Source organism: Streptomyces sp. NPDC005898, assembly GCF_040629635.1.
Classification (GTDB): Bacteria; Actinomycetota; Actinomycetes; order Streptomycetales; family Streptomycetaceae; genus Streptomyces.
This window is the reverse complement of record NZ_JBEXWC010000028.1, coordinates 1-25,844: the sequence shown is the minus strand read 5'-3', so window position 1 is coordinate 25,844 and position 25,844 is coordinate 1. Positions and strand designations below refer to the sequence as shown.

Here is a 25,844-nt window from a genome sequence, read left to right as displayed (position 1 = left end):
GTCCGCCCGCACTGACCGAGCGGCCGAGGGACCTCAGCCCTTGATCGCGCCGGTCAGCATGCCCTTCTTGAAGTGGCGCTGGACGAACGGGGAGGCGACCGCGACGGGGATCAGGGCCAGGACCATGACCGCCATCTGGAGGCCGAGGGCGGACAGCTGGCCGGTGCGCACGGCTTGCTGGAGGCCCGTGGGCATCTCCGTGTTCTTCTGGACCAGTTGGATCAGGATGTTCTGGAGCGGCAGCATCTCGTGGTCGTTGAGGTAGAGGGAGGCGTTGAACCAGGCGCTCCAGTAGCCGACCGCGTAGAACAGCGAAATGACGGCCACCACCGCTCGCGACAGCGGCAGGACGATGGTCAGCAGGATGCGCAGGTCTCCTGCCCCGTCGATGCGGGCGGACTCGCCCAGTTCGGGGGAGATGCCCATGAAGAAGGCGCGCAGGACGAGGATGTTGAAGACGCTGACCGCGCTCGGCAGGACCAGCGACAGGTAGTTGTCGGTGAGGCCGAGCGTCTGCACCAGCAGGTACGTGGGGATGAGGCCGGCCCCGAAGAACATCGTGGCCATGATGATCATCAGGAAGGAGCGGTGGCCCAGGCTCCCGGGCCGGGACAGGCCGTAGGCCGCCAGAACCGACACCGTCATCGAGAACAGGGTGCCGAAGAGGGTGACGCCCACCGAGACCGTGATGGCTCGACTGACCTGTCCGCCGCTGAGCAGTTCGGTGTAGTTGACGAAGGTGATGCCCCGGGGGATCACCACCAGCCCGCCGACCTCGTCGATGACCCGCTTGGGCGAGAGACTGGTGACGATCACGATCCACAGGGGGGCCAGCACGCCCAGGCAGCAGAGCACGAGGAAACCGCTCTTGGCGGTGAGTCCCACCTTGCTCGGGGGCTCCTCCCACACGGGCCGGGGCGGTGCCTTGAGACTGCGGATCAGTTGCGTGTTGAGGCTCACTTCTTGTACACCCCCTGCTCGCCCAGCAGGTGGGCGAACTTGTTCGCGCCCAGGACGAGGGCGACTCCGATGAGACCCTTGGCCAGGCCGACCGCCGCCGCGTAGCTGAAGTCGCCGTTCTGTATGCCGACGTTCCACACATACGTGTCCAGGACTTCGCTGGCTCCGGCACCGACCGCGTCCCGCTGGAGGAGGTACTGCTCGAAGCCGACGCTCAGTGCGTCGCCGACCCGCAGGACCAGCAGCAGGGCGATCACCGGGCGCAGCGCGGGCAGTGTCACGTGCCACATGCGCCGCCATCGGCCCGCGCCATCCATGGCGGCGGCCTCGTAGAGGTCGGTGCTGACGGCGGACAGCGCGGCGAGGAAGACGATGATGCCCCAGCCCGCGTCCTTCCAGACGGCCTGTGCGGTGACCAGGTACTTGAAGAGGTCCGCGTCGGTCATCAGGTCGAAGCCGTCCCAGCCGTGGGCCTGGAGGGTCTGGGCGACGATGCCCGCGCCGCCGAAGACCTGCTGGAAGACGGTGATGACCAGCACCCAGGAGAAGAAGTGCGGGAGGTACATGATCGCCTGCGCGACGGCTCGCACGCGGGGGCGGATCACGGAGTTGATGAGCAGCGCGAGGGCGATGGGGACCGGGAAGAACAGCACCAGTTGGAGCCCGAACAGCAGGAGCGTGGTCTGGGTGGCGTCCCAGAAGAGAGGGTCCTCGACCATCCGCGTGAACTGCTCGACGCCGACCCAGGGGCTCTCGAAGATCGCCGCGAGGCCGTTGCTGCCGACGTACGGGTCGTAGTCCTGGAAGGCGGTGACGTTGCCCAGCAGCGGGACGTAGTGGAAGACCAGGAGCAGGAGGATGACGGGCATGGTCATGAGGATGAGCGTGCGGTCGCGGCGCAGGCGCAGCCGCCAGGGCACCTTGCCCGGCACGCTCTTCCGCTTGCCGCCCTTGCCGCCCTTGCCGTCCGCGCCCGGGGCGCGCGGGGCGCGCGCGGCCCCTTCGTGCGGTGTCGCGTCCGCGGGGGCGCCGGAGGGCGGCTCTCCGGCGGCCGCGGGAGCGGGGGCCCGGCCCGGCCTGCTTCTGGCGGTGAGCGCCATCAGTTGCCGCTGCCGTTCTTGTCGAAGAGCTCCTTGTACCAGTCGCGCAGCTTGTCGCCGCCGGAGGACCGCCAGGTGGAGATCGCGGACTGCACGTCGGCCAGGCTCTTGTTGCCGCGCACGAAGTCGAGCTGCAACTGCTCGTGCTGGGAGGCGATGTTGGCGTACCGGCTGGGCTCGATGATGTTCATGCCGTACGTCGACGTCTTTTTCATGAAGGCGCCCATCCGCTGCTGCCACTCGACCTGCTTGCGGGCGATCTCGGGGAGGTCCGGGTGGGCGATGTAGGGGGCCGGGGCGCCGAGCATCGGCCAGGCGTTGATCAACTCGCTGTTGCCGCGGGCGGTCTTGACGGGGGTGCCGTCCTTGACCGTGTAGTGGGTGCCTTCGACGCCGTAGTCGACGAGCATCCGCTCCTTGGTGCCGTACGGCGCGGCGGCGAAGTTCGCGGCGGCCAGGGCGTTCTCCACGACCTCCTTGGGGGCGTCCTTGCGGATCATCGACCAGATGCTGGCGGGCGAGGACGCCCACAGCCTCGGGTTGCCGCCGTCGGCGCCGAAGATGTCCATGCCCTCGATCCTGAAGTCGGACTTTCCGGCGCCCTGTTCGGCGGACAGCGTGTACCAGTGGGAGGTGTCGCTGTTGAAGGCCAGGATCTGTCCGGCGGTGAAGCGCTGGATGGGGTCGCCGGAGCGCGCCTTGTCGTCGGGGTGGACCACGCCGGCGGCGAACAGCTTGCGGGTCCACTCCAGGGACTCCAGGTACTCGGGCCGCTCGATCTGGAACCGCACCTTGCCGTCGTCGTCGATGTTCCACCCGGGGCAGACGCCGAAGATGCTCGCCGAGATCCAGCTCATGTCCCCGCAGGCCCACACCTTGGCCCTGCTGCTGGTGGCCTCTTTCGCCCAGCTGAGGAACTCGTCGGCCGACGTGGGGGCGGTCCAGCCCTTCTTGTCGAAGATGTCCTTGCGGTAGTACGGAACGATGCGGTTCGCGGGGGCCAGCGGCATCGGGATGCCGCGCAGCGCACCGCCGAAGATGCTCATGCGCCAGGCGTCGCTCGGGATCGCGGCCAGGTTCGGGTACTTCTTGACCTTGTCGCCCGCCAGGTAGGGGCCGAGGTCCAGGAACTTCGAGGCGATGGCCTGCCGGATCTTGCCGCCCATGTGGTAGTCGGCCAGGACCATCACGTCGGGCAGGGAGCTGGAGGCGAGGACGGCGCCCACTTTGTCGGCGTAGGTCATGCCGTCCTGGTTCTGCCAGGTGACCTTGGTGCCCGCCGCCGCGTCGACCGCCTTGTAGTAGGCGCAGTCGGGCTTCGGCGGTGTGCCCCACAGCGGGGACATGATCTTGAAGGGGGCGCCGGTGCCGAGCTTGTGGGGGACGGAGACGACGAGGGCCGCGAGGTCGACCTTGTCGGTGTACCCGGCCGCCGAGCCGTTCTTCGCCGGGATGTCCGGCCGGGCGACCGTGCTGGGGACGTGGGCGGGGAGCAGCTTGGCGGCCTCCTTGCCCGAGGTGGCGCCCTCGCGCTTCTTCGCGTCCTTTGATCCGCCGCCGCACGCGGCGAGCAGCGGCATTCCTCCGGCGACCGCGGCGGTGGCGATCGCCGTGGAGGCGAGGAAGCTTCTCCGGCTGGGTCCGGTGCTGGTCCCGGGGGAGGAGGAATTCGGCGTCATGGCGTCAACCCTTCGTGGCATACCGGGGCACCCGTCGGCAGAGCGGCGAATCGAAGCGCTTCAATGTTGCTGCGAGATTAAGTGAACACCCATAGGCGCACAAGAGTCGCTCCGAACTTTCCACAACGGGACGGGGGCCCTCATCTATGGGCTGCCGGCGACGCATTGGCGGTTGTCCCTTGACAGTCACCTCGGTCTGTACGGAGCATCGAAGCGCTTCGCATCCGTTGCCTGCTCCAGCTCAAGGGGACCCCACGTGTCTACCCGAACGACGCTCGCTTCGCTGCCCTTCCGCGATCCGCGACTGCCCGTGGCGAAGCGCGTCGACGACCTTCTGTCGCGGCTCACCCGCGAGGAGAAGATCGGCTTCCTGCACCAGTTCGCGCCCGCCGTGAAGCGGCTCGGCGTCGCCGCGTTCCGCACCGGTCAGGAGGCGCTGCACGGCGTGGCCTGGATGGGTGCCGCGACCGTCTTCCCGCAGGCGGTGGGCCTGGGCGCGACGTGGAACACCGATCTCGTACGACGGGTGGGCGACGCGGTGTCCAAGGAGGTCCGCGCGATGGCCGCCGGCGACGACCGGGTGGGCCTCAACGTCTGGGCCCCGACCGTCAACCTGCTGCGCCACCCCCTGTGGGGCCGGAACGAGGAGGGCTACTCGGAGGACCCGAAACTCACCTCCGCCATCGCCACCGCCTACACCCGCGGCCTGCGCGGCGACGACCCCGCGCGCTGGCGCACCGCGCCCGTCCTCAAGCACTGGCTCGCCCACAACAACGAGACGGACCGCGCCGTCATGTCCGTCTCCGTCCGTCCGCGCGTGCTGCACGAGTACGACCTGCGCGCCTTCCGCGAGACGGTCGAGGCGGGGGCCGTCGCCGGTGTGATGCCGGCGTACAACCTGGTCAACGGCCGCCCCAACCACGTCTCGCCGTACCTGCGCGAGCACTTGCGCACCTGGACCGAGCAGGACCTGCTGGTCTGCTCGGACGCGGGCGCCCCCTCCAACCTGGTCGACGCCGAGCACTACTTCGACACCCACGAGGAGGCGACCGCCGCCGCCCTGCTGGCCGGCGTCGACAGCTTCACCGACCACGGCACCGACGGCTCGCGGATCGCCGCCCGCGTGCGAGGCGCCCTGGAACGCGGGCTGCTGACGGAGGCCGACCTCGACTCGGCGGTGCGCCGTCAGCTCTCGGTGCGGGTGCGCCTGGGTGAGTTCGACCCGGAGGGCGGCACGCACGCGGCGGCCTTCGACACCCCGGCCCACCGGGCGCTCGCCCAGGAGGCGGCCGAGCAGGCGATCGTCCTGCTCAAGAACAGCGACAACCTGCTGCCCCTGCCCCGCGGCGCGCGGGTCGCCGTGGCCGGTCCGCTCGCCGACGAGTGCAAGCTCGACTGGTACAGCGGCACCCTCCTGCACCGCAGCACCCCGCTGTCGGGGCTGCGCGAGCGGTTCGGCGCGGACCGGGTGGAGTACGCCGAGGGCGTGGACCGCGTCCTGCTGAAGACCTCCGACGGCCGTTTCGTGCACGTCCCCGAGGCGGCCGCCGATGGCGCGGTGCGCGGCGCGGAAGGCGCCCTCGACCCGGCACTTTTGACGGGACGGACGGACCTGCCCGCGCTGACCGTCTCCGCGCGGGGCACCGAACTGTCCCTCGTGGACTGGGGCGAGGGCGTGCTGACCCTGCGCGCTCCCGACGGGCGCTACCTCTCCGTCGCCGAGGATCGCCGGGTCCGGGCCTCCGCCGACCAGCCGGGCGGCTGGGTCGTACAGGAGACGTTCCGCCTGGAACCTCACGAGCGCGGACACCTCCTCCGGCACCTGGGAACGGGTCATCTCCTCCATGTGGCCGCCGACGGGCTGAAGGTTGCCGCCGACGGCGAGGAGATCGCCGGGACTTGTGGGCAGAACGCCGGGGAGGTCTTCGAGGTCGTGGTCGTGGAGCGCGGCGAGGACGCCGTGCGGCGCGCCGCCGCGCGGGCCGACGTGGTCGTGGTGGTCGCGGGCAACGACCCGCACATCAACGGACGCGAGACCGAGGACCGTACGACCCTCGCCCTGCCCGCCCACCAGGAACGCCTGCTGCGGGCCGCCCGCGCCGCCAACCCGGACACGGTCCTGGCGCTGGTCTCCTCGTACCCCTACGCGCTCGACCACGCGGAGATCCCCGCCCTGCTGTGGACGGCCCACGGCGGCCAGGCGGCGGGCACGGCTCTGGCCCGGGTACTGGCCGGTGACGTCTCCCCCGCCGGACGGCTCCCGCAGACCTGGTACGCCGGGGACTTCGACCTGCCCGCCCTCAGCGATTACGACATCATCGGCAGCCGGCAGACCTACCTCTACTTCGAGGGCACGCCGCTGTTCCCGTTCGGGCACGGCCTGTCGTACGCGTCCTTCTCCTACGACGGCCTCCGCACGCGCGTCGAGGACGGCACCGTGCACGCGTCCTGCACCGTCGCCAACACCGGCGGGGCCACCGCGGACGAGGTGGTCCAGCTCTACGGACGGGCCGTCGGGTCACCGCTGCCCCGACCGCGCCGGGAACTCCTGGCACACCGGCGGCTGTCCCTCGCGCCCGGCGAAGTGGCGCGGGTCGCCTTCGAGGTCCCGGTGCCGGCGTTCGCGTTCTGGGACGTGGCGCTGGGCCGCGAGCGGGTGGCGCCGGGGGCGTACGAGATCCTGCTCGGCGCGTCGAGCGAGGACGTCCGGCTCACCACGACCCTCCACCTCGACGGCGAACCGGCCGCGCCCCGGCCGGTGACGACCGGCGGCCTGGAGGCGGCGGACTACGACGAGCAGCGCGGTACGCGGCTCGTGGACCGCACGAAGACCTCGGGGGACGCCGTGACCCCGGTGGACGGCGGAACGGGCCACCTCACCTTCTGGGACTGCGACTTCGGGCCGGGGGCCGCCGGCATCACGGTGGAGGCCGCGGGCGAGGGCAGGGTCGAATGCGCACTGGGCGACGGCCCGGTGCTGGCGGCGCTCGACCTGTCTCCGGGTACGGCGGGACCGTACGCCTACACGACCGTGAGCGCGCCGGTCGCCGTGCCCGCCGGAGTGCACGAGGTACGGCTCACGCTGCGCGGCGGGATACGGCTGGCGCGGGTCGGGTTCGCCGGCTGAGGGCCGCAGGAGGGTCGGGGTCCGGCGGTCAGGCCCCGGCGGGGGCCGGGCCGCTGCTGGCGCGGACGACGAGTTCGGGGGCGAGGAGGAGGACCTCGTCCTCGGTGTCGCCCTCGATCTTGGCGACGAGGCGCTCCACGGCGTGGCGGGCCATCTCCCGGGCCGGGACGGTGACCGAGGACAGCCGGACCGAGGCCTGGAGGGCCACCTGTTCCGGGCAGACGGCGACGACGGAGATGTCCTCGGGGACGGCGCGCCTGTCCTGGCGCAGCAGACCGAGGAGGGGTTCCAGCGCCTGCTCGTTCTGTACGACGAAGCCCGTGACGCCGGGGCGCTCGGTGAAGATCTGGCCGAGGGTGCCCGCCATCGTGGCGTACCCGCCCTCGCTGGGCCGGTACAGCACGCCGAGCCCCAGCTCGCGGGCGCGGGTGCGCAGGCCGTCGATGGTCCGCTCGGCGAAGCCGGTCTTGCGCTCGTACACGGCCGGCGCCTCGCCGATCACGGCGATCTGCCGGTGCCCCAGGTCCGCCAGGTGCTGCGCGCACTGGGCCCCGGCTTCGGCGAAGTCGAGGTCGACGCAGGTGAGGCCGGTCGTGTCGGCGGGGAGACCGATGAGCACGGCGGGCCGCCCGCTCTCGCGCAGCAGGGGCACGCGGGCGTCCTCCAGCTCGACGTCCATGAGGATGATGGCGTCGGCGAGACCGCTGCCGACCACCCGCTCCACGGCGGCGGGCCCTTCCTCGCCGGTGAGCATCAGGACGTCGAACCCGTGCTCCCGCGCGTGGGTGGCGACGGCGATGGCGATCTCCATCATCACGGGCACGTACATGTCGGTGCGCAGCGGCATCATCAGCGCGACGATGTTGGACCGGCTGCTCGCCAACGCCCTTGCCCCCGCGTTGGGGTGGTAGCCGAGTTCCTGGATACTGCGCTCCACCCGTTGCTTCGTCACCGCGGAGATGGTCCGCTTGCCGCTGAGGACGTAGCTCACGGTGCTGGCCGAGACTCCGGCATGCTGGGCTACTTCGGCGAGGGTGACCATCGGACTCCAGGTGAAGAAGCGCTTCGACAGCGCATCATGCGACGACAATTGTGGCTGAACCCGCACAATAGTCGGGCTGGATGACACCTGTCCAATAAGTCATCGAAGCGCTTCGACCGCCGGCGTGAAGCGTGAAGCGGCGGGCCCGGGTGCCGCCCGGGCCGCTCGGGGCCCGGCGTGGGGCCCGTTTCACCCGGACCGGGTAGGTGACGTACCGAGGCCGACCCGAGCGACCGGGTCGCGCCTCTCGGGCGGTGTGCGCACGCCCTCGGCCCAGAGTTCGGGGTGGGCGACCGGGAAGAACCGCGACCGTGCCACGCTCCCGCCGTCGCGCACGTCGTCCGCCTGGAAGCGCAAGGTGGCGGGCACCGGCTCCCACCACGGCTGCGCGCCCAGGAGCCGGTGCATGGCTTCGCCGTCGCGCTCGGCCTTCGAACCGTAGATCATCCGCGCGGGGGCGGGTTGGTGCGCCGACTGCCAGCGGCAGTCCTGCGACAGGCGCAGCCGGTCGCTGCGGTTGGGCAACGCGGCGTGCGAGGTCAGGCAGTGGAACAGCAGCACGTCGCCGATCGAGAACTCGGTGCTCGCCCAGCCTTCGGCCTCGGCCCGCTCGATGTCCAGCACCTGGGCCGGCAGCGGGGCGCCGAGGTGGCTGCCGGGCAGCACGGCGAGTCCTCCGAGCTGCCACGGGATCGGCATCAGGGGGATCCAACTGGTCAGCATGTCCTCGACCACCAGGCCCATGTAGTCCTGGTGCACGTACCGGCCCTGCGGTACCCGGTCGCCCTCGGGGTGGACGGCGCGCAGCACCTTGACGGGATAGGAGAACGCGTCCTCCCCCAGCAGGCTCCGCACGAGCGAGCGCAGGGGCCTGAGGTACGGCAGCCGATTGAGCTCCGCCGAACCCGCGGCGCGTCGATAGGCCAGCTCCCCGACTGTCTCGCGCGCGTCGACCGCCCCCGGTGTGCCGCCGGCGGGGCCTGTCCCGGTGTCGGCCCAGCCGCGGGCCACCAGCACCGCGCGCGCCATGTCCGCGGCCGCGGCGACCGGGGCGGGGGGCAACAGACCGCGAAAGTACAGGTAGCCGTCTGCCGCCAGCCTCGCTCTAAGGGTGTCCGGATCTTCGACGTGAGCGACAGAATCCGCCAGAATCCTCATGCTCCCAAAATACGCCTCAGAGCGCATGGCACACCGGAAGTCATACCAGGGCGTGGATAAACTTCCGGAATGGAAAAACTTTCGGAAACGATTCAGCCGGAGCTTGTTGCAATCATTGCAAAATCAGGGCATACCGAACAAAAAGGATATGGCGGTATGGCAGAAAGTTAATCCATTGACAGCCCTCGGACGAGGTGGAACGCTCTCGATGGGCAACGGGGTTGCGAGAGTATGCAAACATCTGCACCTTCTCATTACTTGGTGCCGGCGTTCCATGTCTTTTCCACTCCGTCCGCTCACGACCATTCCGCGCGAGAAACGGAGTTCGTAATGGCTGAGGACACCACCGTGGAAGAGACCACCGAGGTGCAGGACCTGTCGGAGGAGCTCGACTTCGATCTGGTCAACCTCAACGAGGAGCTTGTGACCGTCAACCGCTGTTAATCCTCGCGCCGCGACCCCGGTTCCGCCGCGACGGCGCCGGGGTCGCAGTGATGGGCAATGAAATCCATGGAGCAAACGATCACTACGGCCAGAATATCCCTCGACGCCATGCCGCTGCACCGAGATGTTCGTCTTCCTGTGGATTACAGCGGTCGCCTGATAGCGGAATCCGTACTGCGCCGCCTTTTCACCGAAAATGACGTGCCCACTCAGGGGTGTGCGGTGGGGGCGGAGATGTTTGACGGCGGACGCCGCTGGCGCATTGCCCTCGACACGGATCTGCGGTGGTCCGATGGAAATCCTTTACGGGCCGAGGATGTCGTCGAAGCCGCTGACCATGCGCTGACCAGCCGTTCCAACAGCGCGGCGCTTTTCCTCGGCGATACCGCCGCGGGTAATGATGTGCCCGTGCGGGCTCTGCGCGCCGACACCGTGGAATTCCGCTTCGGCCGACCGGTCGCATTCGCTCCCGCGCTGCTCTCCCTTCCCGCCTTCGCTCCCTTGCGGCGCGGCCCTGACGGAGTAGGCGCCCCCGCTCTCGGCGACTACACCGTCGCCGACTGGGACACGGACGCGGTGGTGCTGGACCGCCGCCCGGAACTCCGGCACGCGGACGCGCTCGACTCGGTCCGGTTCGAGCATGTGCCGTTGGCCGCCGAGGCGGTGCGCCTCTTCCGTTCCGGGGAACTGGATGCCACCTCTCCCACGGGATTCGGCGTCGCCGAGGTGACGGAGCTGACCGCGCACCCCGACGCGGTGCGACAGCCGGTGGACATCTTCGGCAGTCTCGACCTCGGCCGACGGGCTCCGCGTCCCTGGCTCAGGTCGGCCGCCGCCCGGCGGGGGGTCTCGGCCGTGCTGGACCGCGCCCGTCTGGAGACCGTGACGGCCGGCCTCGCGGAACCCTGGCGGTGGCCGAGCATCGAGGCCCTGGGGGAAGGCGCCCCGGACGCCATCCCCTCCGAAGAAGGCGCCGAACCCGAAGAAGGCGCTCAACGCCGCGCCGGGGAAGTCGGCCCGATCGAGATCGCCTACTCCGCCTTCGACCCGAACGCCGAGATCGCGGAGGAGGTCGCCGCCCAGCTCCGTGCGGCGCTCGGGGCCGAGGTCGTCACGCGCCAACTGTCCTTCGACGCATACGTGAAGGCGTCGGCCACCCGGGATTTCTGCCTGTTGTACTCGCTGACCACTCCGGCCTTCTCGCACCCGGCCGGCTCGCTCTCCGACTGGCGGTCCACCGGCCGCGCGGCCCGGCGCTCGGGCCTGGCCGACCCGGTACTGGATGCCGCCCTGGACGCCGCCGAGAGCTGCCCGGAGCCCGGGGAGGCGGCCCGGCTGTGGGCCCGCGCCTCGGACCGCTGGTGCGCGCTCCTGCCGAAGATTCCCCTGGTCCGGGTGCGCGCCTGGTACCTGCGCGGTCGACGCCTCAGCGGACTCACCGTCTCCCGGGCGGGCCTGATGTGCCTGGGGGCCGGCTGATCGGCCGGAGCCCGGGCGGCGGTCCGCCGTACCGCGTGCAACGCAGCACAGCACACCAGTGGAGCTCGCCGTGCGAGCTGGAGTGAAGGGAACATGAGTGACTCCCGAGGACACAGACGTGTGGCTGCTCTTCCCTCCGTTGGTCGAGTCGAACTTCGGCAGCTTCTTCCCCTCGACGGCGGTTCTCGCCGCTTACCTGGAGCAGCAGGGGATCGGCACGGTCCAGACCGATCTGAACGAGGAGTTCGCCCTCTGGCTCCTGCACTCGCGCGAGTCCGATCGGAGCACCGTCGGTCCGCGCCCCGCCCCTGAGTCCTCCGCGGCGGCCGCGGGACGCTGGCTGGCCAGGTCTCGCGACCGGATGGTCGGACCTGACGGCCGCCATCGCTTCGGCCCCGACTCCCCCTATGGCCATGTCCTGCAGCTCATGGCCCAGCAGTACCTCGTCGACCCGGGCGAGGACGTGCTGGAGCGGAGGGAGCCGGCCCTGCGGGCCGCCGTGCCGTACCAGGACTTCTACGACCAGGCGGAGCTGGCCGAGCGGGTCCCGGCCGGCGTGGCCCTGTTCGGGGTCTCGGTGCCGATGGGCCCCCAACTCCTGCCGGCCCTGGTGCTGGCCGAGTGCCTCAAACGCCTGCGCCCGGACGTCCCTGTCGTCTTCGGCGGTCCGGCGCTGAGTCTGATGCACCCGAGCGAGCTGGAGAGGCTGCTCGCGGCCTGGCCCGCGGTGGACGCCGTCGTCCGCTTCGACGGCGAGTTCCCGCTCCGCGAGCTGGCCCTGCAGGCCCGCGAGGGCACATGGGACCCCGGCTCTGTCCGCGGCGTCTCCTGCCTGACCCCCGAGGGGGTACGGCACAACGAGCCCGGGGCCGGGCCGGCCGTCAACGCGCTGCCCGCGCCGATGTATCCGCCCGAGGCGCTGGCCAGGCTCGCTGACCCGGTCATCGGTATCACCCAGGCCCGCGGTTGCTACTGGGGCAAGTGCGACTACTGCGACTTCATCGAACTGTACGACGGCAGCCCGCCGTTTCGCGGGCGGCGGCCGGACCGGTTCGTGGCGGAGCTGCGGCATCTCTCCCGGTCCCACGGTGTCTCGCGGTTCAGCTTCATCACCGAGTCCATCCCGCCCGCCTTCGCCCGCCGGGTCTGCACTGCTCTCGTCGAGGAGGAAGCCGGCCTGCGCTGGACCTCCTTCGCCATGGTCGACCGCCGCTTCGACCAGGAGTTGCTGGCGCTGATGGTGGAGTCCGGATGCGAGTTCCTGGTCGTCGGTCTGGAGACCACCATCACCCGCGTCCTGAAACTGGTGCACAAATCCGCCGACCGGGAGGAGAACCTGCGCTTCCTGCGGGACGCCCGGGACGTGGGACTGCCGCTGGTCGTCAACCTCATCCCCGACCTTCCCACCACCACGTACGAGGAGGCGATGACCGCCTTGTCCGACCTGGAGGAGTTCGCCGACGGGATGCGGTCCGTGTCGGTGTTCCCCTTCGAGCCCACCCGTTCCTCCAACGTCGGCCGCGCCCCGGAGCAGTTCGGGCTGGACGTCAGCATCCCCTCGACCACCACCGGGCAGGCGCAGTACGCCCTCAACCACCTGGTCAGCAACGACCCGGCCATGACACAGGAGCAGCGCGCCGAGGTACACGCCCGCTACCGCGCGTTCGCCGACCATGTGCACGCGTTGAACAGCCGAGGCCACACCCCTGACGCCGGCCGCGCCTACGCGCCCGACGAGGCGCTGCGGGTGCCGGTGGAGGACCTCGACCTGTTCGAGGCGGAGTCCGGCCTGGTGTGCACCAACATGCGCACGCGCGGACGGGCCGTGGTCCCGGCCCGGGCCGCCCGCCTCCTCCGGCCCTTCCTCGACGGCACCCCTTTCACTCCGCGTACGCTCACCGAGGCCCTCACCGAAGAGGTGGGGAACCGGCTGCTGGCCAACCTCGACCGAGCCGCCATGCTCACCGCCGTCCCCGCATCCGGGCAGGTCACCTGTGGCTGACCTGGTCCGATTGCTCGACACCGTCACCGTCGTCGCCCCGACGGCTCCGGACGAACCCATGCTCGTCGCCCACGGCCCCCGCATGCTGCGCATCCGGGGCCGGGAACAGGCTGTGGAGGACGCCCTCGCCCGGCTTCGCGAGGGCGCCGAAGAGCACGTCCTGCGGGGGGACGACGCCGAACCCTCGGTGCGGCGCCTGCTGACGGCACTGGACGAACTGGGGTGGCTCACCCGCGAGTCGGCCCACATCACCTCCGAAGCCATCTGGGACCGGCAGGTGGGCTGGTGGTCCACGGTGACCACGGAGCCCACGGCCGCTCAGCGACGACTGGCGGCTGCCGGGGTCGCCGTGCTCGGCGTCGGAGGAGTGGGCGCTCTGGTCGCCCAGCATCTCGTCGCCGGCGGGGTGCGACGGCTGGACCTCGTGGACCACGACACGGTCGCCCCGCACAACCTCAATCGCCAGTACCTGTTCCGGCGTTCCGACGTGGGACGCCCCAAGGCCGCGGCCGCCGCCGCATCCCTGGCCGGCTTCGCCGACGACCTCGATCTGCGGCCGGTGCGATGCCGTGTGGAGCGCCCTGCCGACCTCGACGTGCTGAGCCGGCCGCTGGACCTGCTCGTCGTCGCTGCCGACACCCCGCCGGACCTGATGGACACCGTCTGGACCTGGGCCCGCGAGCGCGAGGTGGCGGTGCTGGGCGCGGGCGTCGGCCTGGAGAGCGGCTACTGGGGACCGCTGCTCGACCCTCGCCGAGGGCACTGCTGGTTCTGCTTCGAGGAGGAGCGGCGCTCCCGGCTGACCGCCGACGAATGTCGCCTGGAGACGGAGACCGGCCCCACGCCCTACTCGTTCGGCCCCACCAACGCCCTCATCGCCGACTTAACCGCTCGCGACGCGATGCTCTGGCTGGCCGTGGGCCGATGCGCGAGTCTGGGCCGCCGACAGGTCCTCGAGGTGATCGGGATCCCCCCGGCGGCCGGCCCGACACCAGGGTCGCGGCACGCCACGGACGGTCCGCCCGCCGAGGACCCGAGCACACCACCGGAAAGCTGTCCGCTACACGCAGGAGGACTCTCGTGATCGTTCTGGGCCTTTCTGCGCTGTACCACGACTCGGCGTGCGCACTGATGGTGGACGGTGAACTGGTCACCGCAGCGCAGGAGGAGCGGTTCACCCGGACCCGCTTCGACTCCGCGATGCCCGTCCGCGCGGTCCGGGCCTGCCTGCGCGAAGCGGGGGTGCGCATCCAGGACATCGACCACGTCGCCTACTACGAGGACCCGGTGCGCAAGCTCGGACGCCAGCTGTGGATGGGGCTTCCCGATCTGCCCACCGCGACCCCCCGGGCGCTGTACCGTCTCGACGCGGAGCGCCCGCTCCATCAGATCCGTGAACTTCTCGGCCACGAAGGTGAGATCACCTGCGTCTCGCACCATGAGGCCCACGCCGCGAGCGCCTTCTACCAGTCCGGGTTCCGCGAGGCGGCGCTGTTCACCGCCGACGCGGTCGGCGAGTGGACCACGACCAGCTACGGCCGCGGCGGAGAACACGGGATCGACCTGTTCGAGGAGGTCCCCTTCCCCCACTCGCTCGGCATCCTCTACAGCGCCCTCACGTCGTTCCTCGGCTTCGCGGTCAACAGTGACGAGTACAAGGTGATGGGGTTGGCGCCCTACGGCACCCCGCGCCGGCTCGACCTGCTGCGCCGACTCGTCACCGATCTGCCGGGCGGGCAGTTCCAGCTGGATCTCACCTACTTCGACGTCAGCGGCGCCTCCCCGATGTACACCCCGGCCCTCGCCGAACTCCTGGGCATGGAGCCGCGGGAGCCCGAGTCCGAGATCTCCGGCCACCACTGCGACCTGGCGGCCGGCGTCCAGGCGCTGCTGGAGGAGCTGCTGCTCGCCAAGCTGACCCACTTGCGGGAGGCCACCGGCAGCGACCAGCTGTGCTACGCCGGCGGGGTCGCCCTCAACTGTGTGGCCAACCGGCGCATCCGTGAGCTGGGTCCCTTCCGCGACATGTTCGTGCAGCCCGCCGCGGGTGACGCCGGCGGCGCCATCGGGGCGGCCGCCCTGGTCGGGCACCGCCTCACCGGCACGTACACCCCCCGGCGGGTGCGGGACATGCGGATCGGCCCGCGCCCGCAGACCACGGACCCTCGTGGCTGGCTGGACTCCGCGGGCGTGCCGTACCACGACCACGGAGGGGACGAGGCGGGCCTGCTGGAGCAGGCTGCCGAGTGGCTCGACAGGGGCCTGGTTCTCGGCTGGTACCAGGGGCGCATGGAGTTCGGTCCGCGTGCCCTGGGCGCCCGGTCGATCCTCGCCGACCCGCGCCGCGCGGACATGCGCGACCACATCAACGCCCTGGTGAAGAAGCGGGAAGCGTTCCGCCCATTCGCCCCCGCCGTCGTCGCCGAGCGGTGCGGCGACTTCTTCGACCTGCCGGTCGCTTCGCCGTTCATGCTCGACACCGCGACGGTCCGGGAACCCGCCGCCCTCCCCGCCATCACCCACGTCGACGGCAGCGCACGGGTGCAGACCGTCGACCGCGCCGACGACGCGCGCTTCCACGGCCTGCTCACCGCGTTCGGCCGGCGCACCGGCTACCCGATCCTGCTCAACACCTCGTTCAACATGCGAGGTGAGCCCATCGTGTGCAGTCCGGCGGACGCGCTCGCGTGCTTCGTCCGGTCGCGGCTCGACGTGCTCGTCCTGGACGACGTCACGGTCCGCTCCGCCGACCTGCCCGACCGCTTCTTCACCGAGGTCGACCGCCAGCAGCCGTTCCGCCGGCCCGCCATCAGCCGCGATGTCTACACCTTCCTCTGAGACAGGCGAGGAGCCGACCATGCCCAAGGACTCCCTGCGACACCGCGCCGACAACCTGGCTCGCCTGCTCGCGGACGGACGAGGCGCCGAGATCCTCGCCGAACTCCAGAAACTCGGCCTGGAGACCGCTGGTGTCAGGTCCACCGCCGCGACCACCTCGACACCCGAGGCCGCTGTGGCCGCATCACCCGACGGCGGGGTGCTGGGCGCCTGGCGGGTGGCGCCCACCCCGGACGGCCCGGCACTGCACCGCCGGGACCTCCCACCGGAAGAACTGCGGAGCTGGGCGGATGTCGAGCACGTCCCGGCCGCCGGCGACGCCACCCGGGTGGTGCTGCTCGGCGAGTCCAGCGCCCGGGGCTTCCTGCTCGATCCGCTCCTCACGCCCGCTGTCGCCCTCCAGCGGCAACTGGACGCCGCCGGCGCTCGCCACCAGGTCGTGGATCTCGCGCACACGGGCGCCGACCTGCGCGATCTGGCACAGACCCTGCACCAGCTCCCGCAGGCGGAACCAGAGGTCATCGTCGTCTACGCCGGGAACAACTGGGTCCGTTCCCGTCATACCCCGGCCCACCTGGACCTGCTGGCCGAAGCGCTGCGCGTCGGCGACTACCTCGCGATGCGCCGCGCCTACCTGGACCGGATCGTCGCGCCCGGCATCGAACAGCTCCTCGACCGCCTGTCCCGAACGGCCCGGGCGTGCGGCAGTGAAGTGGTCGTCGTCATCCCCGAGTTCAATCTCCGGGACTGGGTCCACGATCCCGAGCTCGAACTGCCCCCGCTGCCGGCGAAGGACCTCCTCACCTGGTCCGAGCTGCGGTCCGAGGCAGAGGCGGCCTTCGACGCCGGGGACGACGAACGGGTCCTGACCGTCACCGCGGCGATGGCCCGGCTCGACGCCGGTACCAGTCCCGTCACCGGATACCTGCGGGCCCGTGCCGCGGGCCGCGCCGACGACCCGCGAGGTGCGCGTGCCGCCCTGCTCGACGCCCGTGACGCCGTCTGCGGCCTCCTCGCCACCCACACCCCGCGGATCACCTCGGGCGTGCGTACCGCCCTCGTCGAGGGCGCCGCGCGACGCGGCTTTCGCACCGTGGACCTCGCCGAACTGCTGCGCGCGGACGACGGGTTGCCCGACACGGCCCATTTCCTCGACTACTGCCACCTCAGCTCGACCGGCATCGAGACGACGGCGGCCGCGGTCGCCGACGTCATCGCCGGACACGCCCCGGGGCGCACCGCGCCGCAGGAGACCCTGTCGGCCCCCGACCGCGCGATCGGCGACCTCCTCGCGGCGATCCACAACAGCTACTACGCCCAGCGGGACGACCGAGTCGTGTCGCTGGTCGCCGGCGCCGTCACGGTGCCCGAAGGCCGGATCTTCGCCACGTCCCTGCTCCGACTGCTGGAGAGCACCGGGCCGGTGTGGGCCTCGGCGGCCGTGCCGGAGCTGACCGCCCGCCCGCACGCCGCCCGCTACCTCGCCCCGATGCTGTCCCGGTCCGCCGAGACACTCGGTATGTGGAGCCTTCAGCAGGCGTTGCGCGAGGTGGTCGGCCGCCAGGACACCCTCGTACCGCGGGGCCGCGCCGTCGGCGGCACCGTCGACGTGCTGCGCACAGCGGAGCAGGGCCTGATCGACGGCGCCTTCCAGTCCGTGGACCACCGTCCGGAGCGAGCCTTCTTCCAGGGGTTCGGCCCGGTCACGCACCTCGGATTCCGCGCGGCGGCCGGCACGGCGACCGTGCGCCTGACGTACCGGGTCCCCGCGGCGATCCGCCAAGGTGACCCGGTGACGGTGGTCGTCAACGGACATCACCTCGGTGATCTTCCGTCCGTCGCCTCCTGGACCTCCGCCGACCTGTCGGTGGGCCCGGGGGTGCTGCAGGACGGCGTCAACCGCCTCGAGCTGCGATGGCCCTGCGGCGGGGACGACTGGCCGGAACGGCGACTCGCGGACGCGAGCCGGCTGGCTCGCGGCGACTATCCTTTCGTGCGGGCTGTGCAGGGTGAACTCTTCGACCTGGCAGTCGAGATGCACGACTGAGGACTACTGCTGGACGGTCGGGGCAGCGTCGGTGGCGTTGCGCACATGAACTCAAAGGAACTATTTATGCGCCGGTCCTCCCTAGCGGGTACGGGCTTCCACCGGATCTGGGCCGGTGAGTCGATTTCCCTGGTGGGAACTCAGATCACTTTCTTCGCTCTGCCCCTGGTGGCCGTGATCTCCCTGGACGCGGACGCCTTCGACATGGGGTTGCTCAACGCCTGTGGCTCGCTGGCCGTGCTCCTGCTCGGGCCGTCGATCGGCGTGTGGGCCGACCGCTGGGAACAACGCGGCACGATGATCGTCGCGAATCTCCTGCGCTGCCTCCTGCTGGCCGCGGTACCGCTCGCCTGGCTCCTGGGCGGACTGAACCTGCCGTTGCTGCTGGTGGTGGCCTTCGGCGCGGGTGCCCTCTCGCTGCTCTTCGACAGCGCGATGGCGTCCTACATCCCGGCGCTCGTCGGCAAGGACCGCCTGATTCCGGCCAACTCCTGGATGCAGAGCAGTGTTTCGGTCGCCGAGACCGCCGGCCCCGGCGTCGCCGGGCTGCTCATCCAGCTGCTCGGCGCGCCCCTGGCCGTGGCCGTGGACGCGCTCAGCTACCTCGCCAGCACCCTCGCGTTGACCGGCGCGCCCCGCAGCGTCAGCAAGACCCACGAGCACGAACATGAAGAGGACAACCACTGGCAGGCGATCCGGCACGGACTGCGGACGGTCCTGCGCGACCGGGTACAGCGTCCGCTGGTTCTCGCCGCGGCCCACTTCAACTTCTTCACGGCCATGTTCTTCGCCCTCTACATCCTGTTCCTGGTTCGCTCGCTCGGATTCAGTCCCCTCCTGATCGGTCTGCTCAGCGTGGCCAGCGGGGTGGCCGGGCTGGTCGGCGCCGCCATCAGCGCGCGGCTCGCGCATCGCTTCGGCTACGGCCCTGTTCTCGCCGTCGCCTACGCTCTGCCCGGTGGCGCCGCGGTCCTGGTGCCGTTGGCCGGGCAAGTGGGTACGGTGCCCGGCGCCGTCCTCGTCGCCCTGTCCGGAGCCGTGTGGTCGGGGGCGGTCGTGGTCAATCTCATCCTCAGCGAGTCGGTCAAGCAGGCCCTCGTGCCGCACGCCTACCTGGGTCGCGCCACCTCCATCATCAAGTTCGTCAGTTTCGGCGTGGAGCCGATCGGCGCGCTGCTCGCCCCCGGGCTGGTCGCACTGGGTCTCGGCCTCGGCGGCACCATGCTCCTCGCCTCGGTCGGCGTGGGCACCAGCTGCCTGTGGCTCGTCTTCACCGGAGTGCACCGGCTGCGCCAAGTGGCCGCCCCCGCGGAGCCCGACCGGCCCGCCCCCGCCCCCATCACAACCGTCGGTGAGGAACTCTGACATGGCATTCATCGATGTACGCGATGTGAGCTGCACGCTGTCCGACGGCAGGGTGCTCTTCCACGACGTCTCTTTCCGCGTCGGCGAGGGCAGCAAAACCGCCCTCATCGGTGCGAACGGCACCGGCAAGACCACCTTGTTGCGCATGATCGCCGGCGACCTCAAGCCCGCCGAGGGCACCGTCACGAGCGCGGGCGGCCTCGGTGTCATGCGACAGTTCATCGGGTCGGTGCGGGACGAGACGGAGCTCCGCGACCTGCTGTTGGATCTCTCCGCTCCGGACGTCCGCACCGCGGGCCGGGCGGTCGCCCGAGCCGAACTGGCCATGATGGAGCGCGACGACGAACCCACGCAGATGGCCTACGCCCAGGCCCTGGCCGATTGGGGGGACGTCGGCGGCTACGAGGCCGAGACGCTGTGGGACGTGTGCACCACGCAAGCGCTCGGCATCCCTTTCGAACGCTGCCAGTACCGGAAGGTGGCCGAGCTGTCCGGCGGCGAACAGAAGCGCCTGGCACTGGAGGTGCTGCTGCGCGGCCCGCACGGTGTGCTGCTGCTCGACGAGCCGGACAACTACCTCGATGTGCCGGGCAAACGGTGGCTGGAGTCCGAACTGGCGAGCACGTCCAAGACGGTGCTGCTCATCAGTCACGACCGGGAGCTGATCGCCAACACGGCCACCCGTCTGATCACTCTCGAGGCACATGGCGCCTGGGTGCACGGTGGCCCGGACAGCGCCACCACCTGGTCGACGTACCCGGAGGCGCGCCGGGGCCGGCTGGAGCGCATCGCCGAGCTGCACCGACGTTGGGACGAGGAGCACGAACGCCTGCGGCAACTCGTCTTCACCCTGCGCGAGCAGACCAAGTCCAGCCCGGCCATGGCCTCGAAGCTCGCGGCGACCGAGACCCGGCTGGCCCGCTTCGAGAAAAGGCCGCGCCCCCCGGAACTGGTCGTCGAGCAGAAAGTCCGTATGCGGCTTCGTGGCGGCCGCACCGGAGTGCGCGCGCTGATCTGTGAGGGGCTGGAGCTGACCGGCTTGATGAAACCCTTCGACCTGGCCGTGGACTACGGCGAGCGAGTCGCCGTCCTCGGTTCGAACGGGTCGGGCAAGTCGCACTTCCTGCGTCTGCTCGCAGGTCAGCAGGTGGACCACACCGGGGTCGTCCGGCTCGGCGCCCGCGTCGTGCCGGGCTGGTTCGCGCAGACGAATGAGCAGCCCGAACTCCTCGGACGTACCTTGGTCGAGTTCCTGCACCGGGGCGAGGGCGGTCGCCAGGGCATGGACCGCGGGTCCGCCATCGGGGCGCTGCGCCAGTACGAGCTGGACGGCGCCGCGGACCAGCGCTTCGAGTCGCTCTCCGGAGGCCAGCAGGCTCGCTTCCAGATTCTGCTGCTGGAGCTCTCGGGCTGCACCTTGCTGCTGCTGGACGAGCCGACCGACAACCTGGACCTGGTGTCCGCGGAGGCACTGGAGGCGGGCCTCCGCGCATTCGACGGCACCGTCCTGGCCATCACCCACGACCGCTGGTTCGCGCGGCAGTTCGACAAGTTCGTGGTGTTCGGTTCCGATGGCCGCCTCTACGAGTCCGCCGAGCCCATATGGGACGAGGGGCGGGTCGTCAGGCCCCGATGAACCGCGCGTGACACCGCGGCCTCGCTCCCTCTCCCCGACCTGCCTAGAGGAAGGACCCGAGATGTCCACCACCGTGCAGCACACCACCGACCCCCTGAAGGCGGAGGCCGTGGCGTATCGCCGGCGGGTCGTCGACCTGCTGACGGGCGACGCCATGCGTGGGGCCGTCGAGGAGCTGCGGCCCGGCGGCCCGGCCGTGCTCACCACCCTCCCGCTGCTGTCACCGGAAGAGGCTGCCTACTTCCATCGCGGGATGCAGCAGCAGGAAGCATGGACGCTGGAGAAGTGGCTGATCCTGCCCGACGAGTCGGTGCGCATGTGCAGCGACGAGGAGTTCGCGGCGGCACCGCCGGAGCAGCACTTCTCCCACAACGACTGCCTGCGCAGACTGCCGGCGGACGCCTACGCGGTGCGCGCGTTGATCTCGGCCATGGAGAGCCCCGAGGTGGCTTCCGCGCTGAGTGACGCCTACGGCGCCCCGCTCACCGTCAAGGGCGTCGACATGGCTCGCTACAGCGAGGGCCACTACCTGCGACGGCACACGGACACTTTCGACGACCGCCACTTCGCCGTGATCTTCTTCCTGGCCGACGGCTGGACGCCGGGCGACGGCGGGGAACTCGTGGTGGAGTCACAGAGCGGCGCCGCCGAGGTCGCCTACCCGCTCCAGGGACACGTGGCGCTGCTGCGCATCAGCCCCGGCCATCACCACCAGGTGTGCCGCAACAAGTCGGACACCTGGGTCCGTTGCGGACTGTCGGTGCACTTCGGTACCCCCACCGCCTGAACGACCCGCGGCGTCGCGCCAGGAGTGCGGCGCCGCGCGGCCAAGGGCACGACGGAGCGCGATGACACCAATGTGCGGGGAAGGGGAGAGGTGCGATACAGCACGCTGGGCAGGTCGGGGCTGAGGGTGTCCCCCCTCACGCTGGGCACGATGAACTTCGGGGCGTCGGGCGGGACGATGATCTGCTCGCCGGACGAGGCGGACCGGATGGTCGGGGCCTTCCTCGACGCGGGCCACAACCTGATCGACACTGCGGACAAGTACAACGACGGCCAGGCCGAGGAGATCCTCGGCTCGGTGCTCAAGCGACGCCGTGACGCGGTGGTGCTGGCGACCAAGGCCGGCCAGCCCCAGGGAGCGGGCCCGAACGACCGCGGACTGTCCCGGGCCCACCTCACCCGGGCGCTGGAGGCGAGTCTGCGCCGGCTGGACACCGAATACGTGGACCTCTACCAGTGTCACCTGCCGGACCCGGACACTCCGCACGAGGAGATCATGGCGACGCTGGACATGTTCGTCCGCTCCGGGAAGGTTCGCTACATCGGCTGTTCCAACTACAGCGCCGCGCAGCTCGTCGAGGCGCAGTGGGCCGCCGAGCGAGTCGGCGGCACCCCCTTCATCAGCCACCAGCTCCAGTACTCACTCGCGGCCAGAGAGCCTGAATCGGAAATCCTGCCCGTCGGCGCGCGCCACGGCACGGGCACACTGACCTGGAGCCCGCTGGGGGCAGGCGTCCTGGTGGGGCGATATCAGCGGGGCGTCGGGGCGACAGGGGCCGCGCAGGACAGCCGTCTGGGTCGAGTGACGGCGCGGTCCGAGCGGCTGGGGCGGTATTGGGCCACTACTCTCCTGACGGAACGCAAGTTCGACATCGCCCAGGTGGTCTCGGACGTCGCAGCCGACCTCGGGACGCCTCCGGCGGCGGTCGCCGTCGCCTGGCTGCTGCAACGCGAACACGTCACCTCCGTCGTCATCGGCCCTCGCACCCTGGGGCACCTGACCGACATCCTGGGCTCCGACGATCTCCGCCTGCCCCCCGAAGCGATGGCACGGCTGGAAAAAGTCTCCGCCCCGGCTTGACCACACCATCCGTTCGACGAGAGCGCTGCCCCGCTAACTCCCGACGTTCGCGGGAGGCTGCTCGGGCCGGCCGGGCCCGGTGGCGGTCAGGACCAGGATGGCCTGGTCGTCGTCGATGTCCTGGCCGCCGGTGAAGGCGTGCACGGTCCGGGTGACGGCGTCGATCAGGTGCTGGGCCGCGGGCCGGGCCGGTGCGCCGGCCACCGCTTCGGTGAGGCGCTCCTCGCCGAACAGTTCGTCGCCGCGGCAGCGTGCTTCGGTGATGCCGTCGGTGTAGAGCACCAGGCTCTCGTGGGGGCGCAGCCGCAGGTGATGGGGCGTGAGGTGGGTGTGGGGGCCGACGCCGAGCAGCAGGCCGGGCGCGTCGACGGGGTGGACGGCGCGGTCGGCGGCCACATGGAGGGGGAAGGTGTGGCCGGCGCGGACGAGTTCGACGTCCAGGCCCGCGGGGGTGGGGGTGAGCTGGCCGTAGACAAGGGTGACGAAGCCGGTGCCGTGCCCGGCGGGCCGGTTGACCAGGGCGCGGTTGACGGCCTCGACGACGGCCTTGGGCCCGGACAGCAGGGGCGCGACGGCGCGGGCGGTGTGGCGGACCAGCGCGGTGGTCGTGGCGGCGATGGCGCCGCGCCCGCAGACGTCGCCGAGCAGGAACGCCCAGCGGCCGTCGTCCAGGGGGAAGACGTCGTAGAAGTCGCCGCCGATGTCGAGGCCCTCGCCCGCGGGGCGGTAGTAGGTGGCCACCTCGGCGCCGGGCACCTGGGGCAGGTCGGGCAGGAGGAGGCCGGCCTGCAGATCGCGGGCGAGGGTGGCCCGGTGGGTGTACTGGCGAGCGTTGCGGGCGGCGAGAGCGGCGCGGGAGGCGAGTTCCTCGGCCAGGGCGACGGTGTGCCCGTCGAAGGTGTGCTCGCCGGTGGACAGCAGGGTCACGGCGCCGAACGCGCTGCCCCGGTCCAGGAGAGGGACGCACAGGTAGCCGGTGACACCCAGGTCGTGCCAGGGGCCGGGCCCGGTGGGCGTGCGGCGGGCGACTTCGCTGGCACCGGAGGCCAGGACGCGGGCGACGGCGTCGTCGGCGGCATCGTAGACGGGAATGTGCGAGGCCAGCAGGGCCTGCTCGTCCGGTGTGGGGGCGGCGGTGGCGACGCGGCGCACTCTCCCGGCCTCGATGACGTCCACGGCGCACACCGGGGCCAGGCGCGGCACGCAGGAGGCGGCCAGGCGCTGGAAGGTCTGGGCGGCGTCCAGGCCGTAGGACAGGGCGGTGCTGGCGTTCAGCAGGAAGGCGAGGTCGCCGCGGGCGGCCTTCTCGCGGGCCTCGGCCCGCATGCGTGCCTGTTCGGCCTGATGGCGTTCGATCGCCAGGGCGGCGGTGCCGGCGAAGACCCGGGCGAGTGCCAGGTCGGCCTCCTGCGGGGCGCGCGGGACGCGGTGGTACATCGCGAAGGTCCCCAGCAGCGAGCCGTCGCGGGCCAGGATCGGGGTGGACCAGCAGGCGGCCACGTCGGCCTTGCCGGCCAGATCGCGGAAGTCGTCCCAGAACGGGTCCGTGGCGATGTCGGCGACGATCACCGGTTTTCGGCGGTGGGCGGCGGTGCCGCACGAGCCCACTCCCTCGCCGGTGGCGATGCCGTCGATGGCCTCGTTGTAGAAGTCGGGCAGGCTCGGGGCGGCGCCGTGGCGCAGGTGGCGGCCGTCGGAGTCGGCGAGCAGGACCGAGACCAGCACCTCCTCGGGCGCCAGGTCCTCGATGGCACGCGCCATGCCCTCCAGCACCTCGGGCAGGGGTGCCTGGCGGGCGATCTGCTCCAGCAGCACCCGGTGCTCGGCCGTCAGCCGCTGCGCCTGCATGACCTGGGTGGTCTCCACCCCGATCACGCGTACGCCCAGGACGTTGCCGCCGACGTCCACACGGGGCTCGTAGCTGAAGTCGAAGAACGCCTCGCGCGCCTTCGCGCCCACGCCCAGCACCACCCGGGCCTCCCGCCGGGTGCAGAGCACGCCGGTGCGGTAGACCCGGTCCAGGAGTCCGATGAAGCCCTGCTCGACGAGTTCCGGCATCAGCTGGGCCAGCGGCACTCCGGTACGGGTGCGCTCGGGGCCGCCGATCGCCGCGAAGAAGGCCTCGTTCGCGCTCTCCAGCATGTGCGCGGGCCCGGCCAGGGAGGCGAACACGGCCGAGGAGTGCCCGAACAGCGCCCGCAGATCGTGGTCCGCGTCCGTGGGGGCCGCGGCGCGCGCATCTGCCGTCGCGGCATAGGGTGAGGCGTGCTGCCCCGGTACGCGCGTCATATGTTCTGCCTCTCCTTCGGCCGTGCCGGACCGTCCGGGCCGGCATCCGCGAGGTCACCTCGGGCGATGTCACCTCGGGCGTTGTCCACGGCCAGGGCCTGCTCGACGTCGGCGTACACGCCGAAGACCTGGTCCAGCCCCGTCAAGGACAGCAGCCGGGCCACCGGGCCGGGCACGGCGGCCACGCGCAGCACCCGCTGCTGCGCCGCCAGGCCCTGGAAGAGCCGCAGCAGAGCGCCGATGCCGGAGGAGTCACAGAACGTCAGATGGGTGCAGTCGGCCACCACCGGTCCCGTGTCCCGGCTCCCGGCCAGCTCCTGGGCACTGGCCTCCTGGAGCTGCACCACGCTTTCGAAGTCGAGCTCTCCGCGCAGCACGAACACCGCACCCCGCGCCTCATGCGTGACCTGCACCGAGAACACCCGCGACTTCCTCCGTATGGCGCTTTCAGGGTCCGCGTCGACGCATCAGTGGACCATGATCTTTGCTGCTGGGGGGTACCCCCCTCCCGACTCCTCACACCTGTGGACACCGGCAGCGGATCTCACGCGGTCACGGGGCGATCCGGCCGCAGTTCGTGCCGCTCCTGCCCGCCGACTCGGTAGCCGTCGTCATCGGCATGGTCCCGGGTGTCGTCCCGCTGGACCCAGGCGTACATGTGGACGGCCGCCCCAGGGACCCTGTGCGCCTCGGCACTCCGCGTCCCGGGCACCGGTACGGAACAGGTCAGAGACAGGTGGGCACCCCGTGGACGGATCGCCGGGGGTGGCCCCGGTTTGTGGACCGGGGTTGCTGCGGCTGGGCGAAGAAT

17 protein-coding genes are annotated in these 25,844 nt (G+C 71.0%); 10 read left to right on the top strand and 7 right to left on the bottom strand.

The window, feature by feature from the left end:
- Positions 1–33: 33 nt before the first annotated feature.
- The 3 genes from ABZ385_RS28655 to ABZ385_RS28645 are packed head-to-tail and all read right to left on the bottom strand — an operon-like array spanning position 34 to position 3,739.
- Entirely contained in the window at positions 34–960 is a 927-nt protein-coding gene (locus ABZ385_RS28655) for a carbohydrate ABC transporter permease (RefSeq protein ID WP_358581572.1), read from the bottom strand.
- The gene (locus tag ABZ385_RS28650; protein WP_358913746.1) at positions 957–2,060 is read right to left on the bottom strand and encodes an ABC transporter permease subunit; all 1,104 of its coding nucleotides are present in this window, start codon (positions 2,058–2,060) and stop codon (positions 957–959) included. The genes ABZ385_RS28655 and ABZ385_RS28650 overlap by 4 nt, the downstream gene beginning before the upstream one ends.
- On the bottom strand, positions 2,060–3,739 hold the full coding sequence (locus ABZ385_RS28645; RefSeq protein ID WP_358913745.1) for an extracellular solute-binding protein: 1,680 nt from the start codon (positions 3,737–3,739) through the stop codon (positions 2,060–2,062). The genes ABZ385_RS28650 and ABZ385_RS28645 overlap by 1 nt, the downstream gene beginning before the upstream one ends.
- 256 nt (positions 3,740–3,995) lie before the next feature.
- Here ABZ385_RS28645 and ABZ385_RS28640 point away from each other — a divergent pair, with 256 nt between their 5' ends.
- Positions 3,996–6,866, top strand: a complete 2,871-nt coding sequence (locus ABZ385_RS28640; protein WP_358913744.1) for a glycoside hydrolase family 3 C-terminal domain-containing protein — start codon at positions 3,996–3,998, stop codon at positions 6,864–6,866.
- Between the two features lie 28 nt (positions 6,867–6,894).
- On the opposite strand, the gene ABZ385_RS28635 is transcribed toward ABZ385_RS28640, so the two are convergent.
- Entirely contained in the window at positions 6,895–7,908 is a 1,014-nt protein-coding gene (locus tag ABZ385_RS28635) for a LacI family DNA-binding transcriptional regulator (RefSeq protein WP_358581625.1), read from the bottom strand.
- Between the two features lie 189 nt (positions 7,909–8,097).
- On the bottom strand, positions 8,098–9,066 hold the full coding sequence (locus ABZ385_RS28630) for a phytanoyl-CoA dioxygenase family protein (protein ID WP_358913743.1): 969 nt from the start codon (positions 9,064–9,066) through the stop codon (positions 8,098–8,100).
- Between the two features lie 501 nt (positions 9,067–9,567).
- Here ABZ385_RS28630 and ABZ385_RS28625 point away from each other — a divergent pair.
- The 9 genes from ABZ385_RS28625 (at position 9,568) to ABZ385_RS28585 (ending at position 22,744) form a co-directional block, all read left to right on the top strand.
- On the top strand, positions 9,568–10,989 hold the full coding sequence (locus tag ABZ385_RS28625; protein WP_358913742.1) for an ABC transporter substrate-binding protein: 1,422 nt from the start codon (positions 9,568–9,570) through the stop codon (positions 10,987–10,989).
- Between the two features lie 97 nt (positions 10,990–11,086).
- On the top strand, positions 11,087–12,991 hold the full coding sequence (locus tag ABZ385_RS28620) for a radical SAM protein (RefSeq protein ID WP_358913741.1): 1,905 nt from the start codon (positions 11,087–11,089) through the stop codon (positions 12,989–12,991).
- Entirely contained in the window at positions 12,984–14,075 is a 1,092-nt protein-coding gene (locus ABZ385_RS28615) for a ThiF family adenylyltransferase (protein ID WP_358913740.1), read from the top strand. The genes ABZ385_RS28620 and ABZ385_RS28615 overlap by 8 nt, the downstream gene beginning before the upstream one ends.
- The gene (locus ABZ385_RS28610; RefSeq protein WP_358913739.1) at positions 14,072–15,829 is read left to right on the top strand and encodes a carbamoyltransferase C-terminal domain-containing protein; all 1,758 of its coding nucleotides are present in this window, start codon (positions 14,072–14,074) and stop codon (positions 15,827–15,829) included. Before ABZ385_RS28615 ends, ABZ385_RS28610 begins: the two co-directional genes overlap by 4 nt.
- A 19-nt stretch (positions 15,830–15,848) precedes the next feature.
- Complete coding sequence (locus ABZ385_RS28605) at positions 15,849–17,876, top strand: hypothetical protein (RefSeq protein ID WP_358913738.1); 2,028 nt, start codon at positions 15,849–15,851, stop codon at positions 17,874–17,876.
- A 45-nt stretch (positions 17,877–17,921) separates the two neighbouring features.
- Positions 17,922–19,241, top strand: coding sequence for an MFS transporter (locus ABZ385_RS28600; protein WP_358581543.1), 1,320 nt, complete (start codon positions 17,922–17,924; stop codon positions 19,239–19,241).
- A gap of 1 nt (position 19,242) precedes the next feature.
- Positions 19,243–20,877: an ATP-binding cassette domain-containing protein gene (locus tag ABZ385_RS28595; protein WP_358913737.1), complete on the top strand. Its 1,635-nt coding sequence runs from the start codon at positions 19,243–19,245 to the stop codon at positions 20,875–20,877.
- A 61-nt stretch (positions 20,878–20,938) separates the two neighbouring features.
- The gene (locus tag ABZ385_RS28590; protein ID WP_358581537.1) at positions 20,939–21,664 is read left to right on the top strand and encodes a 2OG-Fe(II) oxygenase; all 726 of its coding nucleotides are present in this window, start codon (positions 20,939–20,941) and stop codon (positions 21,662–21,664) included.
- Between the two features lie 90 nt (positions 21,665–21,754).
- On the top strand, positions 21,755–22,744 hold the full coding sequence (locus ABZ385_RS28585) for an aldo/keto reductase (protein WP_358913736.1): 990 nt from the start codon (positions 21,755–21,757) through the stop codon (positions 22,742–22,744).
- A gap of 33 nt (positions 22,745–22,777) precedes the next feature.
- Here ABZ385_RS28585 and ABZ385_RS28580 read toward each other — a convergent pair whose 3' ends face one another.
- Together ABZ385_RS28580 and ABZ385_RS28575 are read right to left on the bottom strand one after the other, a co-directional pair.
- Positions 22,778–25,033, bottom strand: a complete 2,256-nt coding sequence (locus tag ABZ385_RS28580; protein ID WP_358913735.1) for a GAF domain-containing SpoIIE family protein phosphatase — start codon at positions 25,031–25,033, stop codon at positions 22,778–22,780.
- Positions 25,030–25,455 (bottom strand): STAS domain-containing protein, encoded by a 426-nt coding sequence (locus ABZ385_RS28575; protein WP_358581531.1) that lies wholly within the window; start codon positions 25,453–25,455, stop codon positions 25,030–25,032. The genes ABZ385_RS28580 and ABZ385_RS28575 overlap by 4 nt, the downstream gene beginning before the upstream one ends.
- Positions 25,456–25,844: the final 389 nt, after the last annotated feature.